Below are 25,163 nucleotides of genomic sequence, written 5' to 3'. Positions count from 1 at the left end.
GTTTCTGTCATCCCTCTTCCGAAAGGACGTCCGTCATGCCCGACTTCGAGAAGGCGGCCTCGGCCGACCCCGTCATCCAGGCCTTCCTCACCCGCATCCGTTACCAGCTGTACAGACTGCGGGACGCCCGTACGCGCAGCGACTACGGCGGCATGTCCATCGAGGCCGCGATCATCATCGGCGCGCTGGTCCTGGCCGCAATCGGCCTGGGCACCTTCATTGCCACGAAGCTGACCGAGAAGGAGGCGGCGATCAAGTAGCGCGGCCCCGCACCCGTCGGCCGCATTCGGTCCTCCCACAGGAGCTGTCAGTCCATGTCCACACCACGCCCGGCCCCCCGGGCCCGCCGAAGGCCGCGACGCCGCGGGCCCGGCGGGGACCGCGGCGCGGTCTCCCTCGAACTCGCCATCCTCTTCCCCGCCGTGATGACGGTGATCTTCGTGATCATCCAGGCCGGGCTCTGGTACCACGCCCGCGGCGTCGCCCTGTCCGCCGCCCAGCGCGGCGTCGAACGCGCCCGCATCCAGGGCGCGACACTCGGCCAGGGCACCGCAGCGGCCCAGGACTTCCTGGACCGGGCCGGAACCTCCGTCAGCGGCCGCTCGGTTTCCGGCAGCGACGGCCAGACCGTGCGCATCGACGTGACCGGGACGGTGGCCACCTGGATCCCCGGGCTCAGCCTGCCGGTGCACCAGCACGCCTCGGCCCCGCGCGAGCGGGTGACCGCCCCGTGAACCTCCTCCACCGCCTCCCCTCGGCCGCCCGGCGCCTGCGCCGCCGTCGCGGTGACCGGGGCAGCGTCAGCCTGGAACTCGCCATCCTCGCCCCGGTGCTGCTCGGGATGCTCGTCGTCATCGTGGCCGCCGGCCGCGTCCACCTCGCCCGCAACGTCGTCGACGACGCCGCCCGCAACGCGGCCCGGGCCGCCTCCCTCGAACGCGACGCCGCCTCCGCCCGCACCGCGGCGCAGCGCGTCGCCCGCCAGACCTTCCAGGACCAGGGCCTCACCTGCACCGGCCTGTCGGTGACCGTGCCCACCTCCGGATTCCAGGCCCCGCTGGGCACGCCGTCCTCCGTCACGGTGAGCGTGCGCTGCACCGTCTCCCTGTCCGACGTCGCCTTCCCGGGCCTGCCCGGCAGCACCACGGCCAGCAGCGACTTCACGTCCTCGATCGACGCCTACCGCGGAAGGCCCACAGCATGACGCCCCGCCCGTCCCGGCCGGCCGGTCTGCGCCGCCTCCTCGCCCGCCGCCGCGCCGCAGGCGACCGGGGCAGCATCACCCTGTTCGTGGCCGTCGCCACGGCCACCATCATGCTGCTGATCGCCTTCGTCATCGACGGCGCCGGCAAGCTCCGCGCCCTCAACCACGCCGAGGCCGCCGCCCAGGAAGCCGCCCGCTCCGGCGCGCAGGCCGTCAACGCCGGGCAGGCCATCTCCGGAGGCGGCGTCGCCATCGACCACAACGCCGCGCAGCGCGCCGCCGCCGCCTACCTCCGCAGCGCCGGCGTCGCTGGCACAGTGACCTGGGGTGGCGACGGTTCGATCAACGTCTCCGTCACCGAGACCTACCACCCCTACTTCTGGCCCGGCGACATGACCGTCACCGGCCACGGCAGCGCCACGCTGATCGTCCAGGGAGGCTGACCCCCTTATGCCCCGCCGTACCGCTTCCCGCCTCACCGCCGCCCTCAAGGGGGTGGCCGCCCTCGCCGTCCTGGCCGCGCTGCTCGTCGTCGTGCCGGTACTGCTGTGGCAGGTCGGCACCCTGCCCCACCAGGTGCCGGGCTGGGGCGACGTCACCGCCGCGCTGACCGCCCCGGACAGCGGCAGCCTCTTCCTGGGCGCGCTCACCCTCCTCGGCTGGGCCGGCTGGCTGTCCTTCGCCGCTTCCACCCTGGTCGAGGTCGCCGCGCTGCTGCGCCACCGCCGTGCGCCGCGCGTACGGGCTCTCGGCGCCACCCAGCGCCTGGCCGCCACCCTGGTGGCGGGAGTGGCGATGCTCCTGCCCGCCGGTGCCGCGTTCGCCGCCCCGCAGACCGCATCCGCCGCCCCGGTCTCCGTCACCGCGCCCGCCGCGGTCGGCGCGAGTACGACCGCCACCTCTTCCCCGGCAACGGCCCCAGACGCCCAGACCGGTCCGGTCCACCACGTCGTCGCCGGGGACACCCTGTGGGACCTCGCCCAGCACTACCTCGGCAGCGGCACCCGCTGGCACGACATCGCCGACCTCAACCCGCAGATCAAGACCGGCGACCTGCTCCAGCCCGGTACGGTCCTGCACCTGCCCGCCGAAGCACGCGAGACCCCGGAACCCACGGCACCCGCGCCCGCCCCGGAGACCGTCCCACCCGCCGGACACACCGTGACCGTCCAGTCCGGTGACACCCTCTCCGCGCTCGCCGAGAAGGAACTCGGCGATGGCGACAAGTACCCGCAGCTGCTGGAGGCGTCGAAAGAGGTCCGCCAACCGGGCGGGCGTCACCTCACCGACGCCGACCAGCTGTTTCCCGGCGACGTCATCGTGATCCCGGGACCGGCCACGGCAGCACCGGCCACCCCCGCACAAGAGCCGGCTCCTGCGCCCGCTGCCGACGTCCCCGCTCCCGCGGCCACCACGAGTGCCCCGGCGACGGCAGACACACCCTCGCCCACACCGAACCGGTCTGCGCCGGACGCCTCCGAGCCCGCCTCTCCAGCGGCCGCCGCCCCCGCTGCCCCGACGACACCCACGGCTGCATCCCAGTCCGCGGAACCGGTCGAGGCCACGACCGACGACGCCCGGTCACCGCTCTCCGTCCAGCAGGGCATCGGCGGGGTCGCCGCCCTCCTCGGCGCGGGCGCCCTGGCGGTCATCGCTGCCCGCCGCCGAGCCCAGCAGCGCGAGCGCCGACCCGGGGAGCAGATCGCCGTGCCGCAGGAGACCAGCCAGGCCGAGATGGTGCTCGACCGCACCTCCTCCCCCGTCCTGGTCGACCTGCTCGACCGCGCGCTGCGCACTCTCGCCCATCACCACCCCGAGGACCTGCCGCAGATCGTCGGCGCGCGAGTCCAGCAGGACCGGGTCGAGATCCTGGTCGAGGACACCGACGCCGAGGCGCTCACCCCGTTCAACGACCGGCCGGGCGGGTGGTGGGGCGTGCGCGGCGACCGCGCCGTCCTGCTGGACGCCGAGGAGGCCCGCACCGTCCCCGCCCCCTACCCGGGCCTGGCCACCATCGGCACCGCCGAGGACAACACCCTGCTGCTGGCGGACCTTCACCAGGCCCGCGTGCTGCTCCTGGACGGCGACGAGCAGAACGTGCGCGAAGTCGCTCGCGGCATCGCGATGGAGGCCGGCACCGCGCTGTGGTCCGACCACACCGAGATCATGACCGCCGGGTTCGGCCTGGAACTGCAGCAGCTCCTGCCCGCATGCCGCACCATGTTCGTCCCGCGCCTGGCCACCGCCACCGCCGACCTGGCACGGGTGATGGTCGAGCTCCACCAGGCCGAGCACGAGGGCGGCGAGCGGCCGCTGCCCTGGATGGTGGTGTGCAGTACCGTCCCGTCGCCGGACGAGCTGTACGAGTTCGCAGACGTCATTGGCAAGGTCCCCGCCGAGGTGCGCGTCGCAGCGATCCTGCCAGCGGCCGGCCAGGCCCGGGACCTCTTCCCGGACGCCGAGGTCCTGGATGCGAACCTCGTGACCGAGCTCCAGTCGCTTGAGTCGCTGGACGCCGAGGTCGTGCTGCAGCGCGTCAGCGACGAGGTCTACCGGCAGCTGACCGCCGACCTGACCACCGCGGCGCAACCCGCCACCTCGGCCGAGGGAGCGTGGGCCCTGGTCCCCGACCCCGACCGCAAGGCCTTCGGCCCCTCCTCCCTGACCAAGGGCAACACTGCTCCCCGCCGCCACCTGTCCCCGCTGGCCACCCAGGAAGAGGTGAGGACGACGTCCAAGGACGAGCGGCAAGAGGACATGGCGGTGGAGGCAGCCGGGGAGGAGACCGTGCTCGCCGTCACCGTCCCCATCCAGGCCACCGACGCCCTCCCGGCACCGGAGGCCGCGCCGCCGCTCCGGGCGGACGCCGTCGGCCAGGCCGAGGAGAGCGTCCCCGCCCAGGCCGAAGGCCCGGTGGACACAGCCGGCTCCCCTGCGGAAGAAGCCTCGGTCGAGGCTGCCGCACCCGTGCTGACGAAGGTTCCGCCGCGGGTAAGCGTGGTCCGCGAAGGCGATGCCCCCGTTCCGGCCGCCGGGTCCGCTCCGCAGGTGCAGGTGCTGGGGCCGCTGCGGATCACCGGGATCGGTGACGCGCCGATCCAGCCGAAGCTGGTGCTGCTGGCGGCGCTGCTGCTCTTCAAGTCCGACCGGGGCTACGGCGCGATCGCCAACAACATGGACCCCGTCAGCCCGTGGACGCAGTCGACGATGGACACCCACATGTCGCGCCTGCGGCGTCGGCTGGGCGTCGATTCCAACGGCGAGGCCTACCTGCGGCCCAAGCCGAAGGGCGTCGAGCAGTACGTCCTGAGCGAGGAGGTGACCTGCGACTACGCCACGTTCAGCTACCTCGCCCAGCGCGGCCTGCCCCACAATGCGGCCGGGGTCCTGGACCTTGAAGCCGCGCTCGATCTCGTCCGTGGCAGGCCATTCGGCGGAGCCGGCGCCCACACCTGGGCTGCACCGCTCGTCCAGACCATGGTCGGCCAAATCGTGGACACCGCCCACGCCGTGGCCACACTGCGCATCCAGAACGAGATCCTCGACATCGAGGCAGCCCGGCGGGCCGTGGCCGTGGGACTCGACGTCGAGCCGGCCGCCGAGGTGCTCTATCGGAGCTGGATGCGGATCGAGCAGCGGGCGGGCAACCAGGCCGGGGTGCGCGCTGTCATCGACCAGGTCCGGCAGATGACCGTCGAGATGGGGTGGGACGGGATGCTCCAGGACGAGACGGAGCAGCTGATCGCCAGACTCACCGCCAAGCCCACTGCCCAGGTCCGCTGACCCCCGCCCTCACCTGTGCAGGGCCCGGCCGGAAGACCTCCAGCCGGGCCCTGGCGCTTGCGCTGATCGGAGAAGTCCGGCTCGCCGGGAACAACGGGCAGCAGGACGGAGCGAGGTGCTGAGTTGGGCGCGGCCAGGAAAGTGGTGGCGAACGGCGCCGTCGGGAGCCACCGCACCCGACGGCGCCAGCACGGGCCGTGACAGTGGCTCGGCCCGGCGCGCTATCGGCAGACGCATGGGGAGGCCCGCTCGCAGCCGGTCCGCCCGGCTGGCGGGTCACCGCAGATCCCGCTCCGTGACGATCGCGGCTCCGAAGTCGGCACGGGCCCGCACGAGCATGTCCTCCGGTGGGCCACCCGGCGCGCACCAGGCGGCGAGGTCGCGGGTCTCAACGAGCCATCGGCCTGGGTGGATCTCGGTGACGTCCCAGCCGGACAGGTCGTGCACCCGGTCGAGGTGGCGGCCGGTCAGCAGCTGGATGGCGTGAACGTCGGGCAGGCGCCGGGCCCACAGCGGGTCGTTGCGGGACACGGCGTGGACGGGGACGGTGGGCAGCTCACGGCCGCGGTCCTGCCAGCCGTAGGACCAGCTCTGGGTCATGTCGACGAAGGCGAGCCGGGCCCGAGCCGCGTTGCTCAGAACGGCGTGCCGGGCCCGCTCCACCAGGGCTTCCCATCCGGCGGCCGGGTCGTAGACCTGGATGACGGCCAGGCCGTCGTCCTGCGCCCACACCCTGGAGGCCCGGGTGCGGTCCTCGTCGAGGTAGGCGAGGGAGGTGTGGGTGTTACTGAGGGAGCGCGCGAGGTGCCGGGCTATGTCGGTGGAGGGGCCGCGCTGGAGTACGGCTCCGGCGGCGAGGTGGACCTGTCCACCGCCAAGTCGTGCCCAGGCGTCGGCGTCTCGGCACCAGTCCTCGGCGAAGGGCCGCTCGGTGAGGGGCTGTTTCAGGGCGAGGAAGGCGCCAGCCCGGGGCCCGGCGCCGAATCGGAACCAGCGCGGTGGCATCACCGCAGGGGTGGCGGCGACCCGACCGGCGAGCCCGTGTGCTTCGAGTGCTCGGGCGAAGGCGAGGAGCCAGGCGGTCAGGGAGTCGGGCCCCCAGTAGTCCTTGAGCGAGACACCGGCGCCGGCCAAGGTGAGAACGGGGCCTTGGCCCCACATCGTCTCCCCCCTCCCGCCGCCGTTGGCCGCGTTGACCGCCGCCTGGACCGCGTCCAGCAGCTCGGCCTCTCCCCCAGTGTTCTGTTGTTCCGGCACGTACTCGATCTGGCAACCGTCGAAGCCGCGCACCTCCAGGTCCAGCTCGATCGATCCGTGGTCGACCCGGACTCCCCTCGGTGTGGTCATAGCCCGGACTCTACCGACGGCCGACGATACGAACGTGAGCCGGTCGGGGACCACGGGGTGGTGCCAGGTCCTGGCCTGATCATCGGTCTCCTGCTGGTGTCCATCACTGCAGGCCGACCCGGGTCGGATCGTCTCGGCGGCCGCCGTCATTGCGCGGTGCACCGTCGCGGTCCGGTGCGACGGCGCTGCCCGGCCCCAGGTCCCGCCCGACCTGTCTAGTCGGCCGTTTCGGTGATCAGGCGCCAGCGAGCCGGAGCCGGTGGATCCTTCCCCGCTCAGGCGACCGGCGCCGAGCCGTAGGGGCGTCCCAAGCCGAGGTCGTTCGGTTCCATGGACAGGAACACGACGGCCGCGTCGTGGGGGGCTCCGAGACTCTCCCGCGCACCGCTGATCACGTCCTGGGTCAGCCGCTCACGGTCCCACCGGGGATCCACGCTGACGCGGGAAGAGGAGGTGGCCTGCATCAACTGCGAACCCTGGTAACCGTCCGGCCGCATAACCTCGTACCAGGCGAGTGTCACTGTACAGAGGTACTCGACCGGGTCGGTTCCAGTGATTCCGAGGTCCTTCGGCTCCAGGGAGAGGAACGCCACGGCCGCGTCGTGGGGGGCTCCGAGGCTCTCCCGCGCACCGCTGATCACGTCCTGGGTCAGCCGCTCACGGTCCGACCGCGGGTCCACGCCGAAGCGGGGGAAAGAGGTGGCAACCCACCCCTGGGTCCTGTAACGAGTTGTGTGGCCGTCAGGCATCAGCGTCTGGGTCTGCGTCTCCCATGTGAGGGTGACGGCGCAGATGTAGCCGACGGCGTCGGGAACGGAACCGGCCATTGTGCTTGCTCCTTGGTCTTCGGTGGCGCCAACTGTGGATCGGGGCCTGCCGCTGGTCCTTGCCGGCACGACCTACTGCAGTTCCCCGTGCGGCGTCGGGGTCCGGGTCGGGGTCGGGTGGAAGCGGGGCGGCCGGTAGGCCCCGCCGGCCCAGGTAGGACAGGCGTCGCCCGGGACCAGGGGCAGGTCACCCGCGAGCTGGGCCTGCCGAATCTCGGCGATGTGAACTCCGGTGTCGAACAGTTACGGGGGTGACGAGGCGCTGGCTCCGCTGGCCTCAGCCAAGGCAGCCCGGAAGACGGGCACCAGCTCCGCAGGCATCCGGTAGCCGAGCAGACGTCGCTGGGCGCTGCGCTCGTAGACAGGGGTCAGTGGTTCGGCGATGTCTGCCGGCCAGCATCGGAGCCGACTGCCGCGGGCAAGGGCCTGCCGGAGTGCTTTGATGGTGGGAAAGGGCTGGCCATCCCGGTCCCGAGCGTCTCGTTCCGCCCACCCGTCTCCGTGGACGGCCAGGCGCAGGAGCTTGTCGGCCCCGTCGGGAAGGGCCAGCAGGATGCCCGCGCGCCAGCCGGTCCATTCGGTGTCCGTAGGGACCGGCCGTGCCCCGGTGTCGCCCAGGATGGCCCAGACCCGGGCAACAACAGCGGTGGACTCCAGTCGTTCGGGGGTCGCACTCGATTCGAGCTCATCGGCGTAGGCACGAAGTCGGCTCTCGATGGTCCGCAGGGTGGCAAGTTCATCGTCAGCCCGGTCCGGTGGGGCGTCCTGGGGTGCGGTCTGGTTCGGTGCGACTTCCCCGCCGATGGCACCCGCAAGGCGACGGGCCACTTCGACACCTTCGTCGTTGAGGCGCCATTCGGCGCTGCGGCCGTCGGCGGGAGGGGCGAATTTGACCAGGCGGTGACGCTTGAGGACTTCGCCGGTCTTAGCCGAGTACATGGGCACGGCCCGGCGGGGGTGGCTGAGGGCCTGGACCAAGGCCAGCTGCTGGGCCTCGCTCAGCTTCCGCTTCCGGATCAGGTCTCGCTGCTGGACGTCGGTGTACTCCACTACTGCTGCTCCCCGGTCGGCGTCGAGGTGACGGTCGGGTGGAACCGGTAGGGCCGGTAGGCTCCGCCAACTCGGGTGGGACAGGCGTCGCCCGGTACAAGGGGAAGATCGCCCGTGATCTGGGCCTGGCGGATCTCGGTTTGGGTGAGCGGCACGTCGCCGAAGGCCGTGAACTCCCAAAGTCGGGACGAGTGCTCGCGCCATCCGTCGGGGTCGATCCGGTAGACGCGTCGGACGACTCCGTCCACGGCGACGATGGCGAACTCGGCCTCCGCTCGCACGCCGGCGCCGATGGGCCAGACCCCTCGGTCGCTCGCGTACTGCGCCTGTCCGCCGACCTCGCCGAAGCTTCCCCGGGGGTCGCTCTCGTCATGCCGTACCCGATCGCGCCGCGAGATGACGACCGCGACTCGCTCGCCCTGGCGGGCGGCGCCGAACCGCTTGCGCACGGCGGGGACTCCCACACCGAGGGCTTGGGCGACGTCCTCCAGGGGGGTGCCGCTGTCTAGGAGTCCGAGTGCGGTCTGGTCGGTTCGACTGGAGAGGTGCCCGGTGGCGTGCTTGAGGACGCGTAGGTAGGCGAGGCGTTCGGCTTCGGTTGCGTTGCTGCCGTCGTACGGGTCGATGGGCCCGTCTCGTTGGCCGCCTTCGCTCCTGCCCAGCTCACGCGCGAAGACGGCGGTCAGTTCGTCAATGGCCAGCTCTAGGCGGTCGGTCTCGCTCGCGCCGGATTGTGGGCACACCTCGTCATCAGGCATGGGTTAACCGTAGTGTTCCCTTTCGCGAGAGGCAAATGGGATCACCTTGGTTATCTCCTTCGAAGGGGCTATGTTGGACCGCATGGTGGGAGGAACGGAGCCCCGGGGATTGAGCGACGACCCGCACACTCCGAATCCGCAGGATGCCGGGTCGGATGAGCTGCTGGCGCCCGGCCACTGGGGTGTGCGGATCGCTACCAGCGCGGGACCCTTCACGTTGTCGCACACGACGGTGGAACCCCAGACCCGAGGTCAGCTGATCGGGCACGCGATGGCCAACAGCCGGTCTGGCCCCGAAGGGGAGAGCCTTTCCCTGGAGATCCGTCGGCTGCACCGCATGCGGTGGCACCGCGTCATGCCGGCGATCTTGGCGGCCTGTCAGACGGAGGTACTCCGGAACCCGGTCGAACCGGCGGAGCTGGACCCGGAGGTATCTGAGAACGCAAGGGCATTTCGCCTGTGGGTACTGGGGCTGCTCGACCAGCCCGGCGCGCCGAAGCCGGCAGGGGTGGTGGACCTGGGCCCAGAGACTATCGCTGAGCCCTGCCGTTGGGGACTTCGCGTAGACACCGGCGACGGAGAGTTCATGCTGTCGACGGTCACCAGGAGCCCGATCACCGCCGCCGAGCTGATCAGTTCCGTGATGGCGAACACGACCAGCGGCCCGGCCGAACGTGCACTTTCAGTCATCGCACGGGATGCCGGGATCAGCTGGGCGACAGGACGGGCCCTGCTGCTCGCACAGTGCAAGGTGCAGCTGGTCCGACACCCCCCAGGAGTCTCGGCGGAACAGCAGACGCAGCAGCAGCGGGCGTTCCACCGGTGGGCTCGGCAGCTCCTGCTCAGGCACGCGGCGGTGCACGGCGGCAAGCACCCAGAAGGCGCCATCGCCGGCGCAATGATGCTGGAAGCGACCGTGGACGGCCAGGTCCTGCAGTTCACGGCCCGACACCCGTTGGAGCTCCCGCCCGAGAAGGTCCTGGAAGTGGCTGTCATGCGCGACTTGGCCTGGGAAGGCCAGCACGTGGCTCTGGCGTGTGCAACACAGTCCGTTGCGGTGCCCGACATCGTGCGGTACGCGGTGGCCCGGTTCGGACTGCGGGTGGCCCACCGCGCCGGTGAACCCATACAGCCGGCGCGGCGCATTGACATGGCGCTGGCAGAGGCGAACCGGCAGCTGCTGGCACGGGCGATGATCGAGGCGCTCAGCCACTGGGAGGACGAACGCGCTCTCCTTGACGAGCCGACGACAGCACGGTGCGGGCAGCATCCGAAGGGCCTCCGCTGCACGCGATGCGGACGGCTACAGGTGCGTGATGGCCGTTGGATCGAGCAGGTCGTGGAAGGCCTTGCGACGGGCTACGCACCCGAGTCCTGTATCCGCGCGGTCCCGGAACAGTTCAACGGCGCGCCCACCATGTGGTGGGTGCTGGGATACGAAGGCCACGGCGGCGCCAAGCGGCAGCTGCGAGTCCCGGCCCGAACCCTTTTCCCCGGCCGGGCGCTCCTCGGGTTCTTGCGGAACACCGAGATGGGCCAGGTCGCGGCGGCCCGAAAGGTTCCGCAGCTGGGAGTCCTCCAGTCGCTGGTTCGGCGTACCCGTCTGCGCGTGGAGGAAGGCCCACTGACAGCAGCCGCAGCAGCGGTCATCGGCCTACCCGCAGAGCAGCGACGTAAGGGCCAGCGATTCATCGGGCAGGCCTTGGGCCAGCTACCGCAGCGCCTCCCCGTCGACCTGGAGGCGACCCGGCTAGACGAGTTCGGGCCGGCCGGGTCGGTGTGTCTGCGAAAGGCGGTCTACGTCACAGAGGCCGACGCGCTCCGTCACCAGTGGAAGCGCGGTGACAAGAACCCGCCGCTGCGCCCGTACCCGTGCCCAGTTTGCGGGTTGTGGCATCTGACCAGCAGCGATGTGTCCGAAGCCGGGTGATCTGCGATGCTGCGCTCAGCCAGGCCCAGGACGCGCCAGAGGAGCAGCGTGAGCGACACCGTGCCCGCCCCGTCGGCGCCGGCGGCCATTCCTGGCGACCCGGCACGCCTTCATCTCACCGTAACCAGCGAGATCGGCGCCCCCGTCGGTCGAGGAGAAAGGCAGGAGCGGCACCGGCTCAACGTGCGGTTCCTGGCCGAGGGGGAGGACCCGCATCAGTGGTCGGCGGCTCACGACCAGGTGGGGGTGGTGGCCGTCCACCGGATCCGCCTGGAGCGGGGCGCGGTGGACGTCGGCGTCCTCGCAGCGGTGCAGCAGGCGGAAGTCCTGGAGGCGGAGCTGGCCGAGGCGGTGCTCGGGTCCGCGTTCACCCGCCGGGGCGGCCGCAGCCGCCTCGTCCCCGCCGTACGGGAGGCTTTGGGCAAGGGGCCGCGCACCGATCTCGGCGACCTGGTGCTCCTCAGCCACGTGTCGGTCAACGAACCCTGGGCCGGCACCGGCCTCGACGTCCTGCTGCTGGGTGAGCTCCTGGCCCGGATCGGCGGCCCCGCGGTCGTGGCGACCGCGCCGTCCTTCATGCGCGGCGGCCAGGACTGCCAGTCCCTGATGGCCTCGCTGCGCACCGCCGGGTTCGTACCGCTGGCGGAGCACACCATCGTGGCCGACGCCGCGCTCGTACCCGCGCTCTCCGGCCCAGCCGGCCAGGACCTGCTCCGGCGCTACGCGGCGGAAGCCGGCCACTGACCGGCTGGTGCGCCGGAGGGCAGCGAAACGGTCCGGCACCTACGAGTGCCGGACCGTCATCGTGGGGAGAGGGTCAAACCCCGGTGCTCTCCAGCTGGAGCTGCTCCTGGTCCTCCTGGGTGGTCAGCGGGAGAAGGTCCTTGAGGTCGTTGTAGTAGCGCTCGACGCTGCGCAGGCTCACCGGCTGGTCTTCCTTGCCCCGGGCCCGGAGGTTGTAGGGGTGCTGGAAGAGGTGCTGACGGAGTTCCTCCGGCTCGGGGTAGCGTCCGTGCTCAGCGACCCAGGCGGCAAAGCCGATGGTCCACTTCGAGGGGATCCCCGCGTTGAGCGCCTGGTCGGCCAGGGCGGGGTCGAGCTTCGGCAGGTCGTTCTCGACCAGGCCGGAAGCGGGCGCGGCTCCCTCGGTGCGGGTGGTCTCCGCAAGGGCCGCAGGGTTTTCTCGCATCGGCGCCTCGGGCCGTCCCGCATCCGCAAGAGCAGTGCGGGCGTCCAGGGCATCCGGCTGCCCGTACGTCGCCGTCAGGTCCACCTCCGGCTCGGCCCGCACCGCATGCACCGGCGCCGGAGCCGTCCCCGCAAAGCCTCCCGCAAGGGCGCTGACCTGTGAAGTCTCGGAAAGTACGTGCGCAGAAGCCGGGCTTTGCGGAACGAGATGTCCCGCATCCGCAAAGACCTCGCCGCCGTGTCCCGCATCCGCAAAGGACTGCGCGACGGGCTCCCGCAAAGCGGTCGGCTGACCGTACGCCGGGCCCGCAACGCTCTCCTGCTGCGCCCGCACCGGCCCCGCCCATGCCACCGCAGCAGCGGACGGTATCTCACCGTCCGCTGCGGACAGCTCCTTGCGCGGGCCCGCGACCGTCGGCAGCTGGGCCGCGCCCTCGGGCTGCGGCTTCGGCTGGCCGTCGGCGGCTGCTCGCGCGGCAAAGATCCGGTCCATCGGCTGGGTGGCGACGCCAGCGGCCGCGAGGCCGTCTTCGTAGGTGATCTGTATCGGCACGCCCAGCTCAAGTAGATCCACTGGCAGGCGCGCGGCGGCCGGCAGCTTCTCATCCGGGCCGACCCGAGCGTCCTTCAACAGGGCGAGGTAGATGAGCCGATCCTGCTCCAGCCGAACGGCGTCGTCCACACGCCGGATCTCCCACAACTGCATCCGCCGCCACATCGCCCAGGTCCGACGGGGAGCGAGCAGCCAGCGCATCAGCCGGATCCTCTCGATCGTCCGATCGGAGCTGAGCTTCGCGAGGCGGGCGATCGCGTGCCGCGTCGCCTCCGAAATGATGATGAAGAGCACCGGGATGACGGCGTGCATCCCGGTACCCAACGGATCCGGCCAGGACGCCGCGGCGTTGAACGCGATGGTCGCCACCGTGAGGGCCCAGGCGGTGGGGCGCAGCAGCGGGAAGGGGATGCGGAGCCAGGTGAGGACGAGGTCCAGGGCGAGGAGGACGAGGATGCCGACGTCCACGCCGATCGGGAAGGCGTAGGAGAACGTCCCCATGCCGACGCCGGCTGCCAGTTGGCGGACCGCCAGGTAGGAGCCAGCCAGGCCGATCAGTGCCACGATCGTGGCGCCCACGGCGACGAGCGTAATCAGCGCCCAGTGGGCCTTGGTCAGGACCGGTCGTGTCACGACACTCTCCCCCTTGCGTTTGGTGCTCAGGGGGGCAGTTTTTCATGTGGCCCGGACGGGGCGTGCGGTACATACCTGGTCAGGGGGCTTGGAGCCCCGCGCGGGCCATTTCGGCACCCTCTGAGATCGGGGTGATGCGGAGCGTACAGCTGATCTTCCTCGGTCAGCCGGTCCGAGCCCGGCCTGGCTCGGCGGCGCCGTGCCGGGGCTACGGGCCGACGATGACCCAGGTGATGAGGCTAGCCCCGAGCGTCGGATGGTGCCTGTGCAGAACGCTCACCCCGCGCCCGCCGGTCTCCTCGGGGTCGAGGCGCACCACGTAGTCCTCGGCCTGCGGGTCGTACGACGGCCTGCGCTCCCCCAGCCTCGGGGTCAACTCCAGCTGCGCCCGGACGTGCTCGACGGCGCGGAGCTCTGCCGGTGTGAGGCCGGGGAGAATCTTCTCAGCCTCGTCGGAGAAGACGGCGAAGTTGGTCACCGGCCAGCCTCGGCCAACTTGCGGCGCAGCTGGGCGGCCGACGTGGCCACCGGCATGGTGAGTGCCGCCACGGCCTCGGGGGTGGTGTTCTCCTCGACATAGGTCTTGTACCGCTGGATGAAGTCCTCGAACTCGTGCAGCGGGACGTCGTCGAGCTCCTGCTCGAACCGGTCGAGCTCGGTGGGCACGCCCAGCGCGGCGAGGCCGGCCAGAGCGGCACGCACCTCGCGCACGTTGGTCATGGGCGGGGGTGTTGGATCGGCGTACTGGGCTGCGGTACTCATCGCGGTGCTCCTCCCGGTGGGCTCGTGGAAGACGCTACTCCCCTGACACACTCCCCAGGACACCAATGTCTTTTTCTCCGGCCCGCCCGTCCGGCAGAGGGGCTCCGGGTTTCGTCGGCGAAACCTGCGTGCTTCCCGGCGCGGTGTGGGCCAGGGATGTCGGGCGCCCGTCTGGCAGCCGCAGGTTTCGTCGACGAAAGCGCATCCGGCCCGGGGCCTGGCCTGGAGACGGCACTGGGCGGGCGCAGAGGCTCTGCGCCCGCCCATGGTGTTCTGGCCTACCGCTTGAGCAGGGGCTCCAGCACGTCCGCGACGGCCTTGAACTCCTGCACCGGCTTGTCGTCCTCGGAGTCGCAGTAGTAGCGGACGGGCTCCTGGTAGCGGACGCTCTCGCCGACCAGGACGGATTCCGAGATGGTCGGCAGGACCCGGTGCTTGTAGAAGCTCTGGATGTCGGCCACCATCTCACCGAAGTGCGACCCGCGGTTCTTGGGCTGGGTGCCGTTGATCAGGACGTAGCGCAGGTCAGCGCACCCTTCGGAGAACTCGTACCGGTCCTCGGCCTTCTCGATGAACTTCGTGAGGTTGTGCAGGGTGTCGTCGTCCTTGGTGTCCGGCTTGACGCAGCCGATGATGGCGTCGCAAGCGGCGATCTCGGAGTACTCCAGGATGTCGAAGGTGCCGCGGAAGTCCCAGCAGATGAGGTCGACCGTGCCCTTGGGCACCGCCTTGATCGCGCTCCTGAGCCACATCTCGCCCTTGCCGTGGCGAGGATTCGTGATGTCGTTGCTCGCATCAACCATCGACCGAGACCCGAGGACGAGGCGGAGGTTGGGGATCTCCTCGAAGCACTCGTCGCGGTCGTCCGCCAGATCGTCCCACTCCTCGACCGGCACCGTGCGGCGGCGGGCCGGCACTGTGGCTTCGAGCAGCGTGGCCCGGCGGTGGAGGACGTCGTAGATGTTCGTCATCCGCGCCAGGCGGGCGTCCATCGCATCGACCCGCTTCGGGTTGTGCTTGCGGTTGGTAACGCCGTATCCCAAGTAGGTGCTGGCGGCCATGGTCTGGTCACCGTCCCCGACCCACACGTTCCAGCCTCGGTGGGCGAGCTCGACGGCGGCGTTCACACAGTCGTTGGTCTTGCGGGTGCCGCCGCCCTCGTTGGCAAAGCCGATCACGACGGGGCCGTCGGGGTACCTGCGGTTTCGCATCAGTCCTGCATCTCCAGATTCATGCCTGCTCCACCGGAGTGGCCGTCGTCAGCAGGTCGCTCTCGGTCGGGGTGGGCTCGTAACCGTGGCGCACGAGGCCGCGGAGGTGGTTGACGTCGTAGCCGCCGGAACGCCGGGCCAGACGGATCTGGGCGTCCGCAGCGGCGATGGCCTCGGCGCGACGGGCGAGCTCCTGCACGCCGTCAGCCGGGGGGATCCCGCTCGCGTCGAGGAGGTCCTGCGCTCGGAGCTGCACAGCCTCGGGGGCGTTGTTGATCAGCGCGATGAAGACCGACTCGACGATCTCGTCCGGGTCGCGCTCGGAGGCCAGCAGCGCTGCTCCCGCCTTGAAGCGCGCAAGATCGTCAGCCTCCTCACGGAGCTCCTCGGCGTGCTTGCCGTCCTTCGTCGCCGGCGCCTTGTCGAGACCGGTGCGCTTGGAGGGGTTGTCCACCGGCTGCGCGGGGATGCGGCCCGTGGACTGCTTCTCGCGATCGCTTCCCTGGTCCGGGTTCGGCTGGTCTGCTGCTTCCGGGCGGCCCGGGCGCTGGGGGGCGTGCGCGTCGGAGGTGTCCGTCTCAGGTTCAGCGCCGGTTTCCGGCTCAGGCGCCGGTTCCTTCGGAGCCGGCTTGGGGAAGTCCAGTTCGACGAGGTCCTTCGCAATGAGTTCGAGGTCGCGCATCCGCTGGTAGGCGACCTCCATCCCCTCAGCCCCGTACTTGGTCAGCAGCAGGTAGGCGGGGTCGACGCCGAGCACTCGACGGCCGATGGCCGTGCGCACCTTGCCATCGGGGACCTCGTTGTAGAGGCGGATCTTCTTGGAGATGGCAGCCTCGCTGAGGCCCTTGTTCCGCCGGCCCAGCTTGGCCTGGATCTGCTCGGCGGTCAGCCCACGGTCCTTGAACCGCTGGAGGAGCCTGCCCTCCTGGAGCGGGTGAAGCCCGGCCCGGTTCTGGTTCTCAGACCAGATCAGCTCGTCCATCTTCTCGATCTGGTCATCACGCAGCACCATCGGCAGCTCGGTGGCACCGTTGGCGAGCGCGGCCCTGTACCGGCGCTCACCGGCGCCGAGGACCCAGTAGGTGTTCTCCGGGAGGGTCTTCGCCTCCTCCTTGTACTTCTCAGCGAAGACGGCGTACGAGATCACGGTCGGGTCCTGCTGAACGCCGAGCTCGTCGATGTTCTCGGTCAGGTCCTTGAAGGAGTCCTCTTCCCACTCCCACTCCTCACGGATGTTGACCGGGTTCGGAGCGACGTGCTCCAGGGGTGCCAGGAAGCGCTGACCGTTTACGACGTGCCGAGGGGTCTTGCTCTCGTTCCGCGCATCCGTGTCAACGTCGGTCGCCGATGTCTCCGGCGAAGTCACGGGCGCGTCGCCGGATTCCTGCTCGTCCGCAGAGCTGGCTGAGGCCGCTTCCGTCTGCGGGTTGTCCTTGTTGGCGTTTCGTCCGGTACCGCGGTTGCTTCGCCGTGACACTGAAATTGACTCCTGGCGCTGAGGATCTCGAATCAGGAGAACCCTAACCGGCACGCTCGGTACATATCGGCCAGGGCGGCCCCGCCGTGCTCCGCCACGCTAGCGGGTTCGCCTCTGACGGCGCCGCGGATCGGCAGGACTCCCCACGGAAGAGGGCGGAGCAACTGGCCCTTTCGTTGACGAAATCCGCCTGGATGCGTGGTGGCCGAGTGCGGCGGCAGCTCAGCTGTCCCGTCCGGGCACACCTGGTCTCGTCCGGCTCCAGTTGTCCGGCTGTAGCTGGCCCTGGGCGATCGACCGACCAGGCCCTGGCGCTTTCGTCGACGAAAGACATGGTCGGTGCGGGCGGGCTGTGGGCCGGCGCTGCTTGGGCGTTTTCGTCGACGAAAGAAACTGGCTCCGGGGTGGACGGTCTGTCGCTGGCGTGGTGGAGCATGGACCGCTGACCGTTTGGGCGGCCTTCTGAGGGGATTGGTCATGAGGACACCGGCAGGGCACGAGGGCGATCTGACGCTGGAGGACTTCCCCGAACACCGAAGAATGGCCCTCGTCTGGAGCTCGGCCTTGAATCCGGACGCCCTCGCCCTCGCACTGAGCCGGGTCCGGCCCGGCGACGTCTGTCAGGCCCGCCAGACGACGCCGGAGGTTCCCGCTGTTGCCGTTCGGGGAGACGACGGGCGCTACCACCTTCGTGGTGAGACCACGATGCTCTGCTCCGTCGACGAGACGCACTGGCCGGCCTGGATGGAGCACAAGTTCGGCCGTAGCCGTCGGGACTCGGAAGGCAGCTGGCGGCACTTGTTCCGGGCGCGGTGGTGGACTGACGACGACGGGCGGGCGTTGAGGCCGGCCACCGCCTCAGTAACGGACCCAAACGTCTTGGACATGGACGTGGTCTGGCGGGTCAACGAGATGCCCGGTGGCAGGGAGCCGGGTACCGTACCGGCTGCGAGTCGCTGCCCCGTCGCACCGGCGTACCTGTGGCCCCCGCTCCCGGCAGCGAGCAAGGTAGGCAGGATGCGCGCCCACCTGGTTAACGTCATGGGGCCGCTGTGCCAGCTCTGTGGTGTCCTTCCCGGCGCGGTCGTTGATCATGATCACTTCTCGGGCCTGGTGCGCGGCCTGCTGTGTGGAGTGTGCAATACGGGCCTGGAGTCGTGCCTGCACCTGGACGTCTGCCCACGGGCCGAGTACCTCAACGCCCAGCCCGCCGCTCACCTCAAGCTCCCCTACCCGGACATCGCAAAGTCGCTCGCAGGACTGCGTCACGTCGAGAGCCGGATCGCCGCGCTCGGCTACGACCCGTTCGCTCACCTCCGCTGATCCGCCGACACTGCCCCACCAACGCCGTCCTCGGCGTGCGACGGGAAGTGTCGCGTCAACGTCGGGTCAACGTCGTGGTGACCCAACGCCTCCGCCGCGAGGATTGGTCCCCAGCCGGCCCGATCGCGGGTCGCCTGCCGCAGCTCCCCGGTGTCGGGTATCCCGGCTCCGGGGCCGTCCCCAGGGGGGAACCATGCGCAAGATCACCGAACGTCTCACCCAGGCAGCCGTCGCCGGCGCCATCGCCGTCAGCGGCACGGCCATCAGCGCCGGCAGCGCCCACGCCGACAGCGCGTACGCCTGTCGCTCCGCGAACACGCACGGGCGGTACGCAGCCGTCTACGGCAGCTCCGTCTACCTGGACTCCTGCTACAACGTTCAGGACGACCGCCGCACGATCGAGGCCCAGGTCGGGTTCCAGAACTACACCGGCCAGGGTCTGACGTATTGCGCGCACGCCTTGAACGTCAACAACATCAACGGGCCCTGGGCCCACGACTTCGGCTGCACCTCCTCCGGCGACCTGACCGGCACGGTGTGGGCCGGGCGCGACCCGGGCTACGGCTCGTCCTGGTCGGAGTGGACCGCGCCGGCGGGCACCTACGTGATCTCGACCGGAGTGTGGATCGACGGCCACTACTACGGCGATGTGCAGAGCCCGAGGACCACCATCGGGTAGCCCCCACCTGCGACCTGTTCCTCGCCCACGTTGCCGAGGACGACATCGCGACGAGTGCGCGGAAGCACCGAAGGTCGGGGGAACGGCTGAGGTGGCACAGCCCACCGCTGAGCCTTTTGGGAGCGTGCTGGCCAGGGGAGGAACCCGGGCTGGCCGGCTGCCAGCCCTGGGAGGTTATGCCGGTGTGCCGGCCACGATCACGCTGTCGTCGATGCGGAACTCGATCCCGGTGGTCTGCCCGGGCAGGGCGTCGGGGTCGACCGTGGAGGCGAACTGGGCGAACTTCGAGTAGAGCGTCCGGCACCGTGCCGAGTCGACAAGGTCTGGTCCGGCGGATCCGGTGCGCAGGGTGTCCAGGATCCTGGTCAGATTGTGACCGGAGAGGTTGACGGACTGCATACCGTCCTGCAATTTCTGGACACTCCCTTCCCGAAGGTTGGGATAGACCGTGAACTTCACGGAGTACACGCTCGCGGTGTTCGGTCCACGGTAGTCCGAGGGGTCATGCGTGCACTTGGTCCAGGTGGCCTTCCAGTGGCCGAAGGCGCAGCGCGCCACGAAGGTCCAGGTGTCCTCGTGGCACACCAGGGTGAGGTAGCTGACGCCGGCGGCGAGCTTCATCGTGGTGTTGTGCTCGTCGAGACCGACCGTGTTTGCCTGGAGGACTGCTTGTTGGGCCTCGCGGTCGTCTTCGCGGAAGCGCTTCTCCACTTCCCATTGTTCGCGCGCGATGTCACGCTTGAGCTGCTGGTTCTCTTCGTACTGCTTGAGCAGTGTTCGGAACACCGGGACTCCTCCGCCTGTCGGCCATGTCACTTCGTGCTTCGCGCACTTGACGGAGCGTAGCGGCACTGGAGGCCTTCTCGTACGGGTGGCTGCCGGGCCAGGGGCGCCGTCGGGCCCGTGCGGCTACGCACGCCGGCTCCGGCTTGGAGCTGTGGTTGCCGATCGAACGGCTGCGGGCTGCGGCACCTCAGGGCCCTTGCCGGTCCTGACGCGTGAGCGGGCCGGGTCTGGCCGAAGCGTTCGACGGCTCGGGCGCCCGTCAGGGCCCCGCCCCGCGACTCGGGTGCGGCTACGGCAGCGCGGACTCCCCAATGGGTGAGTCAGCAGTCTGACCGCACGGTAGTGGAGGAGGGGCTGCGTTGTGGGGGCGTGCTTGACTACCGGGTTTTGCCAGGAGGTTCTGCGCGCGCACAGCCTGGAGTGGACCTGCCTGCTGCCGTTCCACGACCTGGAGGACGACCACCAGGGCGACGTGGTCGGGCGGTTTCGGGCGGCATTCGCCGAGCTGTCCGCAGCGGGGCGGGAGGCGCACGAGGGTGTTCCGGTTGGGCCCGGTCACGCGGTCCTGGCGGCCGTGGGGGAGACGGACCCGCAGGTCGCGGTGCTCACCGCGTTGGTCGTCGCGGAGACGACGGAGGCCGCGGCCCGGGGCACCTGAGGGTCGGCGGGGGAGCGGCGGGAGCGGGCGTTCCCGGTCAGGGCGGCTGGCCCTGACCGGTTGTGGCCGGCGCGGACACCGCAGGTCGGGCATGGCACGGTGCGGACATCGGTCGAGGTCACTCGCCAGGTGCCAGTGTGGACGGACTGACGCACACCGGGCTTCCTGGTCGGGGCGCGGCCCAGGCCGTGCCGACGTTGGGGGTCGGCCGGATCATGGCGAAGGTGCGGCTCCGGTACCAAATCATGGGGCCGAACGGACGCTGCGTTCACCTGATCGATCGACTTCGGCCACCCGCTCGGCGGCTCGTACGGGGACACACCGTCCGCAGGTTCTGCGCGGGGACAGCGCGACGGGTTCCTCCCGTGACCATCGGCACCGCCCCAGCGTTATTCGACGGCGCTCTCCGGCGGTCCGGAACGCTCACAGACGGCCGGGGGGAGGAGTTTGACCCTGGACAGACCGTCAAGACGCTCCTCGCTCGGCCTGGGCTTCGCCAGCTCGGGGCTACCTGTCAGGAGGCCTCGGGGCGGTAGGTCTTCTGGTGGAGCGACGGAGAGCTTCGGTCCCTACCCAAGATGTCCGGATCGGAAGGGACCAGCAATCGGCGTTCTCCTCGTCCCTGCTGCCGGCCAGAGTCAGGGACCGCTGATCAGGCTTGGGTCTCTACCCTCGGAGACGTTCAGTCCCTGTGCATTTCTGCAGGTCAAAGCACATCTGACTACAGCTCCAGGGACTGGAGGGACTGGGATTCCCCATTATGAGCAGATCTCCTTCTCTGGGTCGGTTACGTACGCGCCCGCGCACAAAGGGGTCACTGCCTCACGTAATCAAGTTCCGCTCATAATGGGGAATCCCAGTCCCTCCAGTCCCTGTTCATCGGCCATAATGGCCTCTGACCTGGGAAAACATCGAAGGGACCGAAGAAATCCGGGCCCTGACACAGAGTCCGTACAGCCCCTGGCTGGCTGGCCGGTCACCTTCGCCCCCCCAGGGACCGGAGGGTCTGGAGGGACTGAGCTTCGAACAGCGGGCCAGTGCGCGGCGTGTCCGGAAGACACGCCGCCGGTGATCGCTACAGTCGGAGAGTTCGGAAAGTCAGTCCCTTTGGTCTCTCTCAAATCTGGGCAAAGCGGCTTACGTGCAGGCAACGTGCCCTTTCTGGCCACGACCTGAGGTGGTGACCAAAGGGCCGAGGGCGGGGATCCCCACCGGCTCACGCTAGGCTCTGCCCATTCCAGATTTCAGTCCCTTCGGTCCCTCCGGTCCCTGGCCGCTCCCCACGGCTGCGACCAGGGACCGGGATCCAGCGAAGGACAGAGCGTGCACATCGAGCAGAGCGGCGATGCCCCCGCGATGCCCGTACGCGGACTCGCGGGGGCCCGCTGGTGCGCGGCCCAGGCTTGGCCCGTTCATCCTCTCGCCCCTGGCCGCAAGACCCCCGTGGGAAGCTGCAAGAGCTGTCGCGACCTCAGGGACGACCCGCAGGACTGCGCCTGCATCGCACAGGGCCGGTACTGCCATGGCTTCCACGCTGCCACCACGGACCCGCGGCTGGTCGACATGTGGTGGCAGGAGGGACCGGACTTCGGGGTCGGCGTCGCTTGCGGTCCCGCGAACCTGATCGTCATCGACGTTGACGCGCACTCCGACACGGTTCCCGACCGGTCGCTGCTTCTGCCGGGAATCCGGATCCCTGAGCAGGTCAACCTCGAAGGCCTGGCCTCCGGGTACGACACCCTCGCCCTGCTCGCCGCCTACCGAGGCCAGCCCGACCCGGCGCACGACACCTCGACGTTGCGGGTTCGTACGCCCTCGGGAGGCCTGCACATCTGGTACTGCAGCACCACGGCCTTCCGATGCTCCACCGGATCCAGCTCCAAGGTCGCCCTGGCCTGGCAGGTGGACGTCCGGGCCCACGGCGGGTACATCGTCGCGCCCGGCACGTGGACTCCCGCCGGCACCTACCAAGTCGTCGGCGATGGCCGACGGCCCGCCCCACTGCCTACTTGGCTCGCCTCCGAGCTGACCCGCACCGGCCACCGGATCCCCGCAGCTGGCGAGAGCCCTGCCCCGGTCAGCGCAACCTCGGGCCGACGCAGGCCCCGCGCAGCTGCGCGCACGCTGGGCCCGCTTCTGCAGGAAGTCGCGGGCTGCGCCCGCGTTCCCGAGGGCGCCGGCTTCACGGAGAAGCTGAACCGGGCGGCCTACACCGCCGGGGGGCTGGTCGGCGCCGGCGCCCTCGGGCAGGACGAAGCCTCTGCGCTGCTGCTGGCCGCGGCCCTGACAGCCCGTCCCCGGCAGGCCCGCCGGATCGAAGACCTGATCACCGCTTCCCTCGCGGCGGGTGCACGGCGCCCGCTCCACCTTGAAGGACGTCGTTCATGAGCACCGCCGACGCTCCGCGCGGGTTCGACGCCGTTGCCGCGGCACAGGAGATGCTGGAGTTCGAGGAACAACTCGTCCCCGCCGCTCCCCTTCCCGCGCAGAAGGCGGGCAAGGTTGCAGTCGTGGGGCAGGAGGACGGCCTCCTGCCCCACACCCTCACCGACCGCGGCAACGCCAAGCTGTTCATCCGCCTCTACCAGGACACCTTCCGGCACGTCGAGGGTTTGGGCTGGTACGAGTGGGCCGGCTACCGCTGGAAGCGCGGCGCGGAAAAGGCAGCGCTGTGGGCCGCCGGGGAGCTCGCGGAGCAGATGCCCGAGAGCGACCCCGCCCTGGTGTACACCGATCGGGAGGTCGCCTTCCACCGCCGTCGCACCAGCTCCACCGCGGGCATCAAGGCGTTCCTGGAGCAGGCCAAGTCCTCCCCGGCCCTGAGCATGGCCGCCGAGGAGCTGGACAGCGACCCCTGGGCGTTGTGCACCCCGGCAGGCGTCGTCGATCTGCGCACCGGCCGGCTCCACAAGCCGTCCCCGGCCGGCGGCTGCCATTCCCGAGCCACCAGCGTGGCGCCCGAGAACATGCCGACCCCGCGCTGGACCCGCTTCCTCGACGAGACCTTCGGCGACGACGAGGCCGGCAGGGAGATGATCGACTTCCTCCACGTCCTGCTCGGCTACTCCACCACCGGCGACGTCGGCGGCCAGGTCCTCCCCTTCCTCTACGGTCACGGCAAAAATGGCAAGAGCGTCCTGCTCGACGTGATGCTGCAGCTGCTCGGCGACTACGCCGACGCCGCGCCGCCGGGCTTTTTGATGGACCGAGGGGCGTACAACGAGCACTCCACCGAGCTGACAGAGCTCCATGGACGACGCCTGCTGGTGTGCTCCGAGCTCAAGTCCACCGACCGCTTCGACGAGGCCCGGGTCAAACTGCTCACTGGCGGCGACAGGATCAAGGCCCGCCGGATGCGCCAGGACTACTTCTCCTTCCTGCCCACCCACCACCTGTGGCTCCTCGGCAACCACCGGCCCGAGGTCACCACCGGCGGCTTCGCCTTCTGGCGCCGCATCCGTCTCGTGCCCTTCGAGCGGACCGTCTCCGACGAGAACAAGATCGACAACCTCGCCATGGAGCTGGTCCGCGACGAGGGACCGGGCATCCTCCACTGGGTGGTCCAGGGAGCCGGCCGTTACCACGACCTGCGCGAACGGCGGCAGGCCGGTGCCGGGCTGCCCGACCCGCTGGAAGGACCGTCCCGGGTACGGCTGGCCACCGACGCCTACGCCACCACCGAGGACACCATCGGTCGGTTCCTCTCCGAGTGTTGCACCCGCAACAGCGAGGAGACAGAACTGCGCGTGGAGCAGGGCCAGCTCTACGCGGCCTATGTGACCTGGTGCACATCCGCTGAGGGCATCCGCCCCACGAGCAACCGGGCCTTCGCCACCCGCGTTCGCACCGATCTCGGCCTGGCCACCCCGAACGACATGCTTAAGAGCAACGGCCGCAAGTTCTATCCCGGGCTGGGCCTCCTTGCCGACTGACAAACTCCCCGCTGCGGCGGCTGGCGGATCAAGCTGGAAACCGACCCCGGCCGTCTACACTCCGCAGACCGCGCCCGCCTACGATGCAGACGGCACATCTTCTTCTCCCTCCACCACCTCGCCCACAACCAAGAAGGAAGGCCTTCGGTCATGAGCTCGCTACTGGATGGCAGCGCTCTCACCCACGAGAAGGACGTGGTCTGGCTGGAGGACCTCTCGGCGCTCGACTACGTACGCCAGACCATCGACAAGACCCCCCGTCGCCAGGGCAAGCCGCGCTGGCTGCGCGACGGTCGTATGGTCGGCTACGCCGAACTCGATGCCACGGCAGAAGCCGACCCCGACAGCGGCCTGCACCGGCGCCGGGTGTTCTTCCTGCTGCCCCACGACCGTGACCTTGAACCCGACGGTCCCTACGCCGCCGGCGCTCCCGGCGAGGCAGTCGACCCCCGCACCATCAAGGCCAAGGCCGTCGGCATGAAGACCCCGCGTTCCCAACGCGGTCGAGTCGGCGCCTGACTCCTGCGCTCCGCCAGAAGCGCAGACGCGGCACCCTCCCGGCCAGCGGGGCGACCGCGACGGGCCCTTGGCCACTCGCCATCTCCGGCCAATACCCGGGGCTGCCAGGGCCTCGGGCCCACCTGGGTACAGCAGGGGAACAGCGTTCCCTTCTACGACGCCGCGCGCGCTCTGAATCGTTCAGTCCCTGTGCTGTTTGCCCAGTCCCTGATGGGGCACGGCGACCCCATCAGGGACTGGAGGGACTCGCTTTCCCAACTATGGGCAGACCCTGTCGCGTACCGGTGGTGGTCGTGCGTGACCCGCCTGCGACCGGACCCGCTAGATGGCCAACGGGACGGGCTTGTTGGCCAGTCTTCCGACAGCGCGGGCGAGCTGCGCAGGAGCTGCTCGGCTGGCCAGTTAGCGTTCCGGGCACAAGTCCAACGGGCGCAGCAGGCGGGTGAGCTGGCGGCCGCGGGGGGGGGGGGGGGGGGAGCGGGCTCCACCCGGCCGCCGGGACGGGGGGACAAGGACAGACCGCCCGGCACGGGAGAGGAGGGG

23 protein-coding genes are annotated in these 25,163 nt (G+C 70.2%); 13 read left to right on the top strand and 10 right to left on the bottom strand.

Annotation, left to right across the window (positions count from 1 at the left end; translation table 11 throughout):
- Window positions 1-35 precede the first annotated feature (35 nt).
- The 5 genes from ACFXOZ_RS19485 to ACFXOZ_RS19465 are packed head-to-tail and all read left to right on the top strand — an operon-like array spanning window position 36 to window position 4,987.
- On the top strand, window positions 36-260 hold the full coding sequence (locus tag ACFXOZ_RS19485; protein WP_380522473.1) for a hypothetical protein: 225 nt from the start codon (window positions 36-38) through the stop codon (window positions 258-260).
- A 54-nt stretch (window positions 261-314) separates the two neighbouring features.
- Window positions 315-734, top strand: a complete 420-nt coding sequence (locus ACFXOZ_RS19480) for a TadE family protein (protein WP_380522471.1) — start codon at window positions 315-317, stop codon at window positions 732-734.
- Window positions 731-1,204, top strand: a complete 474-nt coding sequence (locus ACFXOZ_RS19475; RefSeq protein WP_380522469.1) for a TadE family protein — start codon at window positions 731-733, stop codon at window positions 1,202-1,204. Before ACFXOZ_RS19480 ends, ACFXOZ_RS19475 begins: the two co-directional genes overlap by 4 nt.
- A complete protein-coding gene (locus tag ACFXOZ_RS19470; RefSeq protein WP_380522468.1) occupies window positions 1,201-1,647 on the top strand; it encodes a pilus assembly protein TadG-related protein in 447 nt (148 codons plus the stop codon). Before ACFXOZ_RS19475 ends, ACFXOZ_RS19470 begins: the two co-directional genes overlap by 4 nt.
- Before the next feature lie 7 nt (window positions 1,648-1,654).
- Window positions 1,655-4,987, top strand: coding sequence for a LysM peptidoglycan-binding domain-containing protein (locus ACFXOZ_RS19465; RefSeq protein ID WP_380591658.1), 3,333 nt, complete (start codon window positions 1,655-1,657; stop codon window positions 4,985-4,987).
- Window positions 4,988-5,263: 276 nt separating this feature from the next.
- On the opposite strand, the gene ACFXOZ_RS19460 is transcribed toward ACFXOZ_RS19465, so the two are convergent.
- The 4 genes from ACFXOZ_RS19460 to ACFXOZ_RS19445 form a co-directional block, all read right to left on the bottom strand.
- Window positions 5,264-6,334, bottom strand: coding sequence for a hypothetical protein (locus tag ACFXOZ_RS19460; RefSeq protein ID WP_380522466.1), 1,071 nt, complete (start codon window positions 6,332-6,334; stop codon window positions 5,264-5,266).
- 275 nt (window positions 6,335-6,609) lie between these two features.
- A complete protein-coding gene (locus ACFXOZ_RS19455; RefSeq protein WP_380591656.1) occupies window positions 6,610-7,161 on the bottom strand; it encodes a hypothetical protein in 552 nt (183 codons plus the stop codon).
- 243 nt (window positions 7,162-7,404) lie between these two features.
- Entirely contained in the window at window positions 7,405-8,211 is an 807-nt protein-coding gene (locus tag ACFXOZ_RS19450) for a hypothetical protein (RefSeq protein WP_380522464.1), read from the bottom strand.
- Window positions 8,211-8,969 carry a hypothetical protein gene (locus ACFXOZ_RS19445; protein WP_380522463.1) on the bottom strand — a complete coding sequence of 253 codons (759 nt, stop codon included), beginning with the start codon at window positions 8,967-8,969 and terminating at the stop codon, window positions 8,211-8,213. The genes ACFXOZ_RS19450 and ACFXOZ_RS19445 overlap by 1 nt, the downstream gene beginning before the upstream one ends.
- A 109-nt stretch (window positions 8,970-9,078) precedes the next feature.
- Here ACFXOZ_RS19445 and ACFXOZ_RS19440 point away from each other — a divergent pair, with 109 nt between their 5' ends.
- Window positions 9,079-10,899, top strand: coding sequence for a hypothetical protein (locus tag ACFXOZ_RS19440; RefSeq protein WP_380591655.1), 1,821 nt, complete (start codon window positions 9,079-9,081; stop codon window positions 10,897-10,899).
- 48 nt (window positions 10,900-10,947) lie between these two features.
- Window positions 10,948-11,643 carry a hypothetical protein gene (locus ACFXOZ_RS19435; RefSeq protein WP_380591653.1) on the top strand — a complete coding sequence of 232 codons (696 nt, stop codon included), beginning with the start codon at window positions 10,948-10,950 and terminating at the stop codon, window positions 11,641-11,643.
- 73 nt (window positions 11,644-11,716) lie between these two features.
- Here the strand turns inward: ACFXOZ_RS19435 and ACFXOZ_RS19430 are convergent, their stop codons facing one another.
- From ACFXOZ_RS19430 to ACFXOZ_RS19410, 5 genes are all read right to left on the bottom strand, one after another.
- Window positions 11,717-13,273, bottom strand: coding sequence for a DUF2637 domain-containing protein (locus tag ACFXOZ_RS19430; RefSeq protein ID WP_380591651.1), 1,557 nt, complete (start codon window positions 13,271-13,273; stop codon window positions 11,717-11,719).
- A 208-nt stretch (window positions 13,274-13,481) separates the two neighbouring features.
- Window positions 13,482-13,751, bottom strand: a complete 270-nt coding sequence (locus ACFXOZ_RS19425) for a hypothetical protein (protein ID WP_380522459.1) — start codon at window positions 13,749-13,751, stop codon at window positions 13,482-13,484.
- Window positions 13,748-14,035, bottom strand: a complete 288-nt coding sequence (locus ACFXOZ_RS19420) for a hypothetical protein (RefSeq protein ID WP_380591649.1) — start codon at window positions 14,033-14,035, stop codon at window positions 13,748-13,750. Before ACFXOZ_RS19420 ends, ACFXOZ_RS19425 begins: the two co-directional genes overlap by 4 nt.
- Before the next feature lie 278 nt (window positions 14,036-14,313).
- Window positions 14,314-15,246: a ParA family protein gene (locus ACFXOZ_RS19415; RefSeq protein ID WP_380522457.1), complete on the bottom strand. Its 933-nt coding sequence runs from the start codon at window positions 15,244-15,246 to the stop codon at window positions 14,314-14,316.
- Window positions 15,247-15,265: 19 nt separating this feature from the next.
- Window positions 15,266-16,723, bottom strand: a complete 1,458-nt coding sequence (locus ACFXOZ_RS19410) for a ParB/RepB/Spo0J family partition protein (RefSeq protein WP_380591647.1) — start codon at window positions 16,721-16,723, stop codon at window positions 15,266-15,268.
- Between the two features lie 1,017 nt (window positions 16,724-17,740).
- Here ACFXOZ_RS19410 and ACFXOZ_RS19405 point away from each other — a divergent pair.
- Complete coding sequence (locus ACFXOZ_RS19405) at window positions 17,741-18,046, top strand: endonuclease domain-containing protein (RefSeq protein ID WP_380522455.1); 306 nt, start codon at window positions 17,741-17,743, stop codon at window positions 18,044-18,046.
- 193 nt (window positions 18,047-18,239) lie between these two features.
- Window positions 18,240-18,725: a hypothetical protein gene (locus tag ACFXOZ_RS19400; RefSeq protein ID WP_380591645.1), complete on the top strand. Its 486-nt coding sequence runs from the start codon at window positions 18,240-18,242 to the stop codon at window positions 18,723-18,725.
- A 174-nt stretch (window positions 18,726-18,899) separates the two neighbouring features.
- On the opposite strand, the gene ACFXOZ_RS19395 is transcribed toward ACFXOZ_RS19400, so the two are convergent.
- On the bottom strand, window positions 18,900-19,511 hold the full coding sequence (locus ACFXOZ_RS19395) for a hypothetical protein (RefSeq protein WP_380591644.1): 612 nt from the start codon (window positions 19,509-19,511) through the stop codon (window positions 18,900-18,902).
- A gap of 373 nt (window positions 19,512-19,884) precedes the next feature.
- Between ACFXOZ_RS19395 and ACFXOZ_RS19390 the strand changes: the two genes are divergently transcribed.
- From ACFXOZ_RS19390 to ACFXOZ_RS19375, 4 genes are all read left to right on the top strand, one after another.
- Window positions 19,885-20,169, top strand: coding sequence for a hypothetical protein (locus ACFXOZ_RS19390; protein WP_380591642.1), 285 nt, complete (start codon window positions 19,885-19,887; stop codon window positions 20,167-20,169).
- 1,356 nt (window positions 20,170-21,525) lie between these two features.
- Complete coding sequence (locus ACFXOZ_RS19385; protein ID WP_380591664.1) at window positions 21,526-22,557, top strand: bifunctional DNA primase/polymerase; 1,032 nt, start codon at window positions 21,526-21,528, stop codon at window positions 22,555-22,557.
- Window positions 22,554-24,101, top strand: coding sequence for a phage/plasmid primase, P4 family (locus tag ACFXOZ_RS19380; RefSeq protein ID WP_380591640.1), 1,548 nt, complete (start codon window positions 22,554-22,556; stop codon window positions 24,099-24,101). Before ACFXOZ_RS19385 ends, ACFXOZ_RS19380 begins: the two co-directional genes overlap by 4 nt.
- Before the next feature lie 150 nt (window positions 24,102-24,251).
- Window positions 24,252-24,620: a DUF6009 family protein gene (locus ACFXOZ_RS19375; protein ID WP_380522449.1), complete on the top strand. Its 369-nt coding sequence runs from the start codon at window positions 24,252-24,254 to the stop codon at window positions 24,618-24,620.
- Window positions 24,621-25,163 lie beyond the last annotated feature (543 nt).

This window comes from Kitasatospora sp. NPDC059160 (genome assembly GCF_042755465.1).
GTDB lineage: Bacteria > Actinomycetota > Actinomycetes > Streptomycetales > Streptomycetaceae > Kitasatospora.
Note: the sequence above shows the minus strand (reverse complement) of the source record. Positions and strands in the feature narration are given on the sequence as shown.

Coding starts and splice junctions, on each gene's coding strand:
- ACFXOZ_RS19385 (WP_380591664.1), top strand. CDS start 21,526: ATGCCCGTACGCGGACTCGCGGGGGCCCGCTGGTGCGCGGCCCAGGCT.
- ACFXOZ_RS19460 (WP_380522466.1), bottom strand. CDS start 6,334: ATGACCACACCGAGGGGAGTCCGGGTCGACCACGGATCGATCGAGCTG.
- ACFXOZ_RS19420 (WP_380591649.1), bottom strand. CDS start 14,035: ATGAGTACCGCAGCCCAGTACGCCGATCCAACACCCCCGCCCATGACC.
- ACFXOZ_RS19470 (WP_380522468.1), top strand. CDS start 1,201: ATGACGCCCCGCCCGTCCCGGCCGGCCGGTCTGCGCCGCCTCCTCGCC.
- ACFXOZ_RS19400 (WP_380591645.1), top strand. CDS start 18,240: ATGCGCAAGATCACCGAACGTCTCACCCAGGCAGCCGTCGCCGGCGCC.
- ACFXOZ_RS19485 (WP_380522473.1), top strand. CDS start 36: ATGCCCGACTTCGAGAAGGCGGCCTCGGCCGACCCCGTCATCCAGGCC.
- ACFXOZ_RS19480 (WP_380522471.1), top strand. CDS start 315: ATGTCCACACCACGCCCGGCCCCCCGGGCCCGCCGAAGGCCGCGACGC.
- ACFXOZ_RS19415 (WP_380522457.1), bottom strand. CDS start 15,246: ATGCGAAACCGCAGGTACCCCGACGGCCCCGTCGTGATCGGCTTTGCC.
- ACFXOZ_RS19455 (WP_380591656.1), bottom strand. CDS start 7,161: ATGGCCGGTTCCGTTCCCGACGCCGTCGGCTACATCTGCGCCGTCACC.
- ACFXOZ_RS19375 (WP_380522449.1), top strand. CDS start 24,252: ATGAGCTCGCTACTGGATGGCAGCGCTCTCACCCACGAGAAGGACGTG.
- ACFXOZ_RS19380 (WP_380591640.1), top strand. CDS start 22,554: ATGAGCACCGCCGACGCTCCGCGCGGGTTCGACGCCGTTGCCGCGGCA.
- ACFXOZ_RS19465 (WP_380591658.1), top strand. CDS start 1,655: ATGCCCCGCCGTACCGCTTCCCGCCTCACCGCCGCCCTCAAGGGGGTG.
- ACFXOZ_RS19445 (WP_380522463.1), bottom strand. CDS start 8,969: ATGCCTGATGACGAGGTGTGCCCACAATCCGGCGCGAGCGAGACCGAC.
- ACFXOZ_RS19405 (WP_380522455.1), top strand. CDS start 17,741: ATGCGCGCCCACCTGGTTAACGTCATGGGGCCGCTGTGCCAGCTCTGT.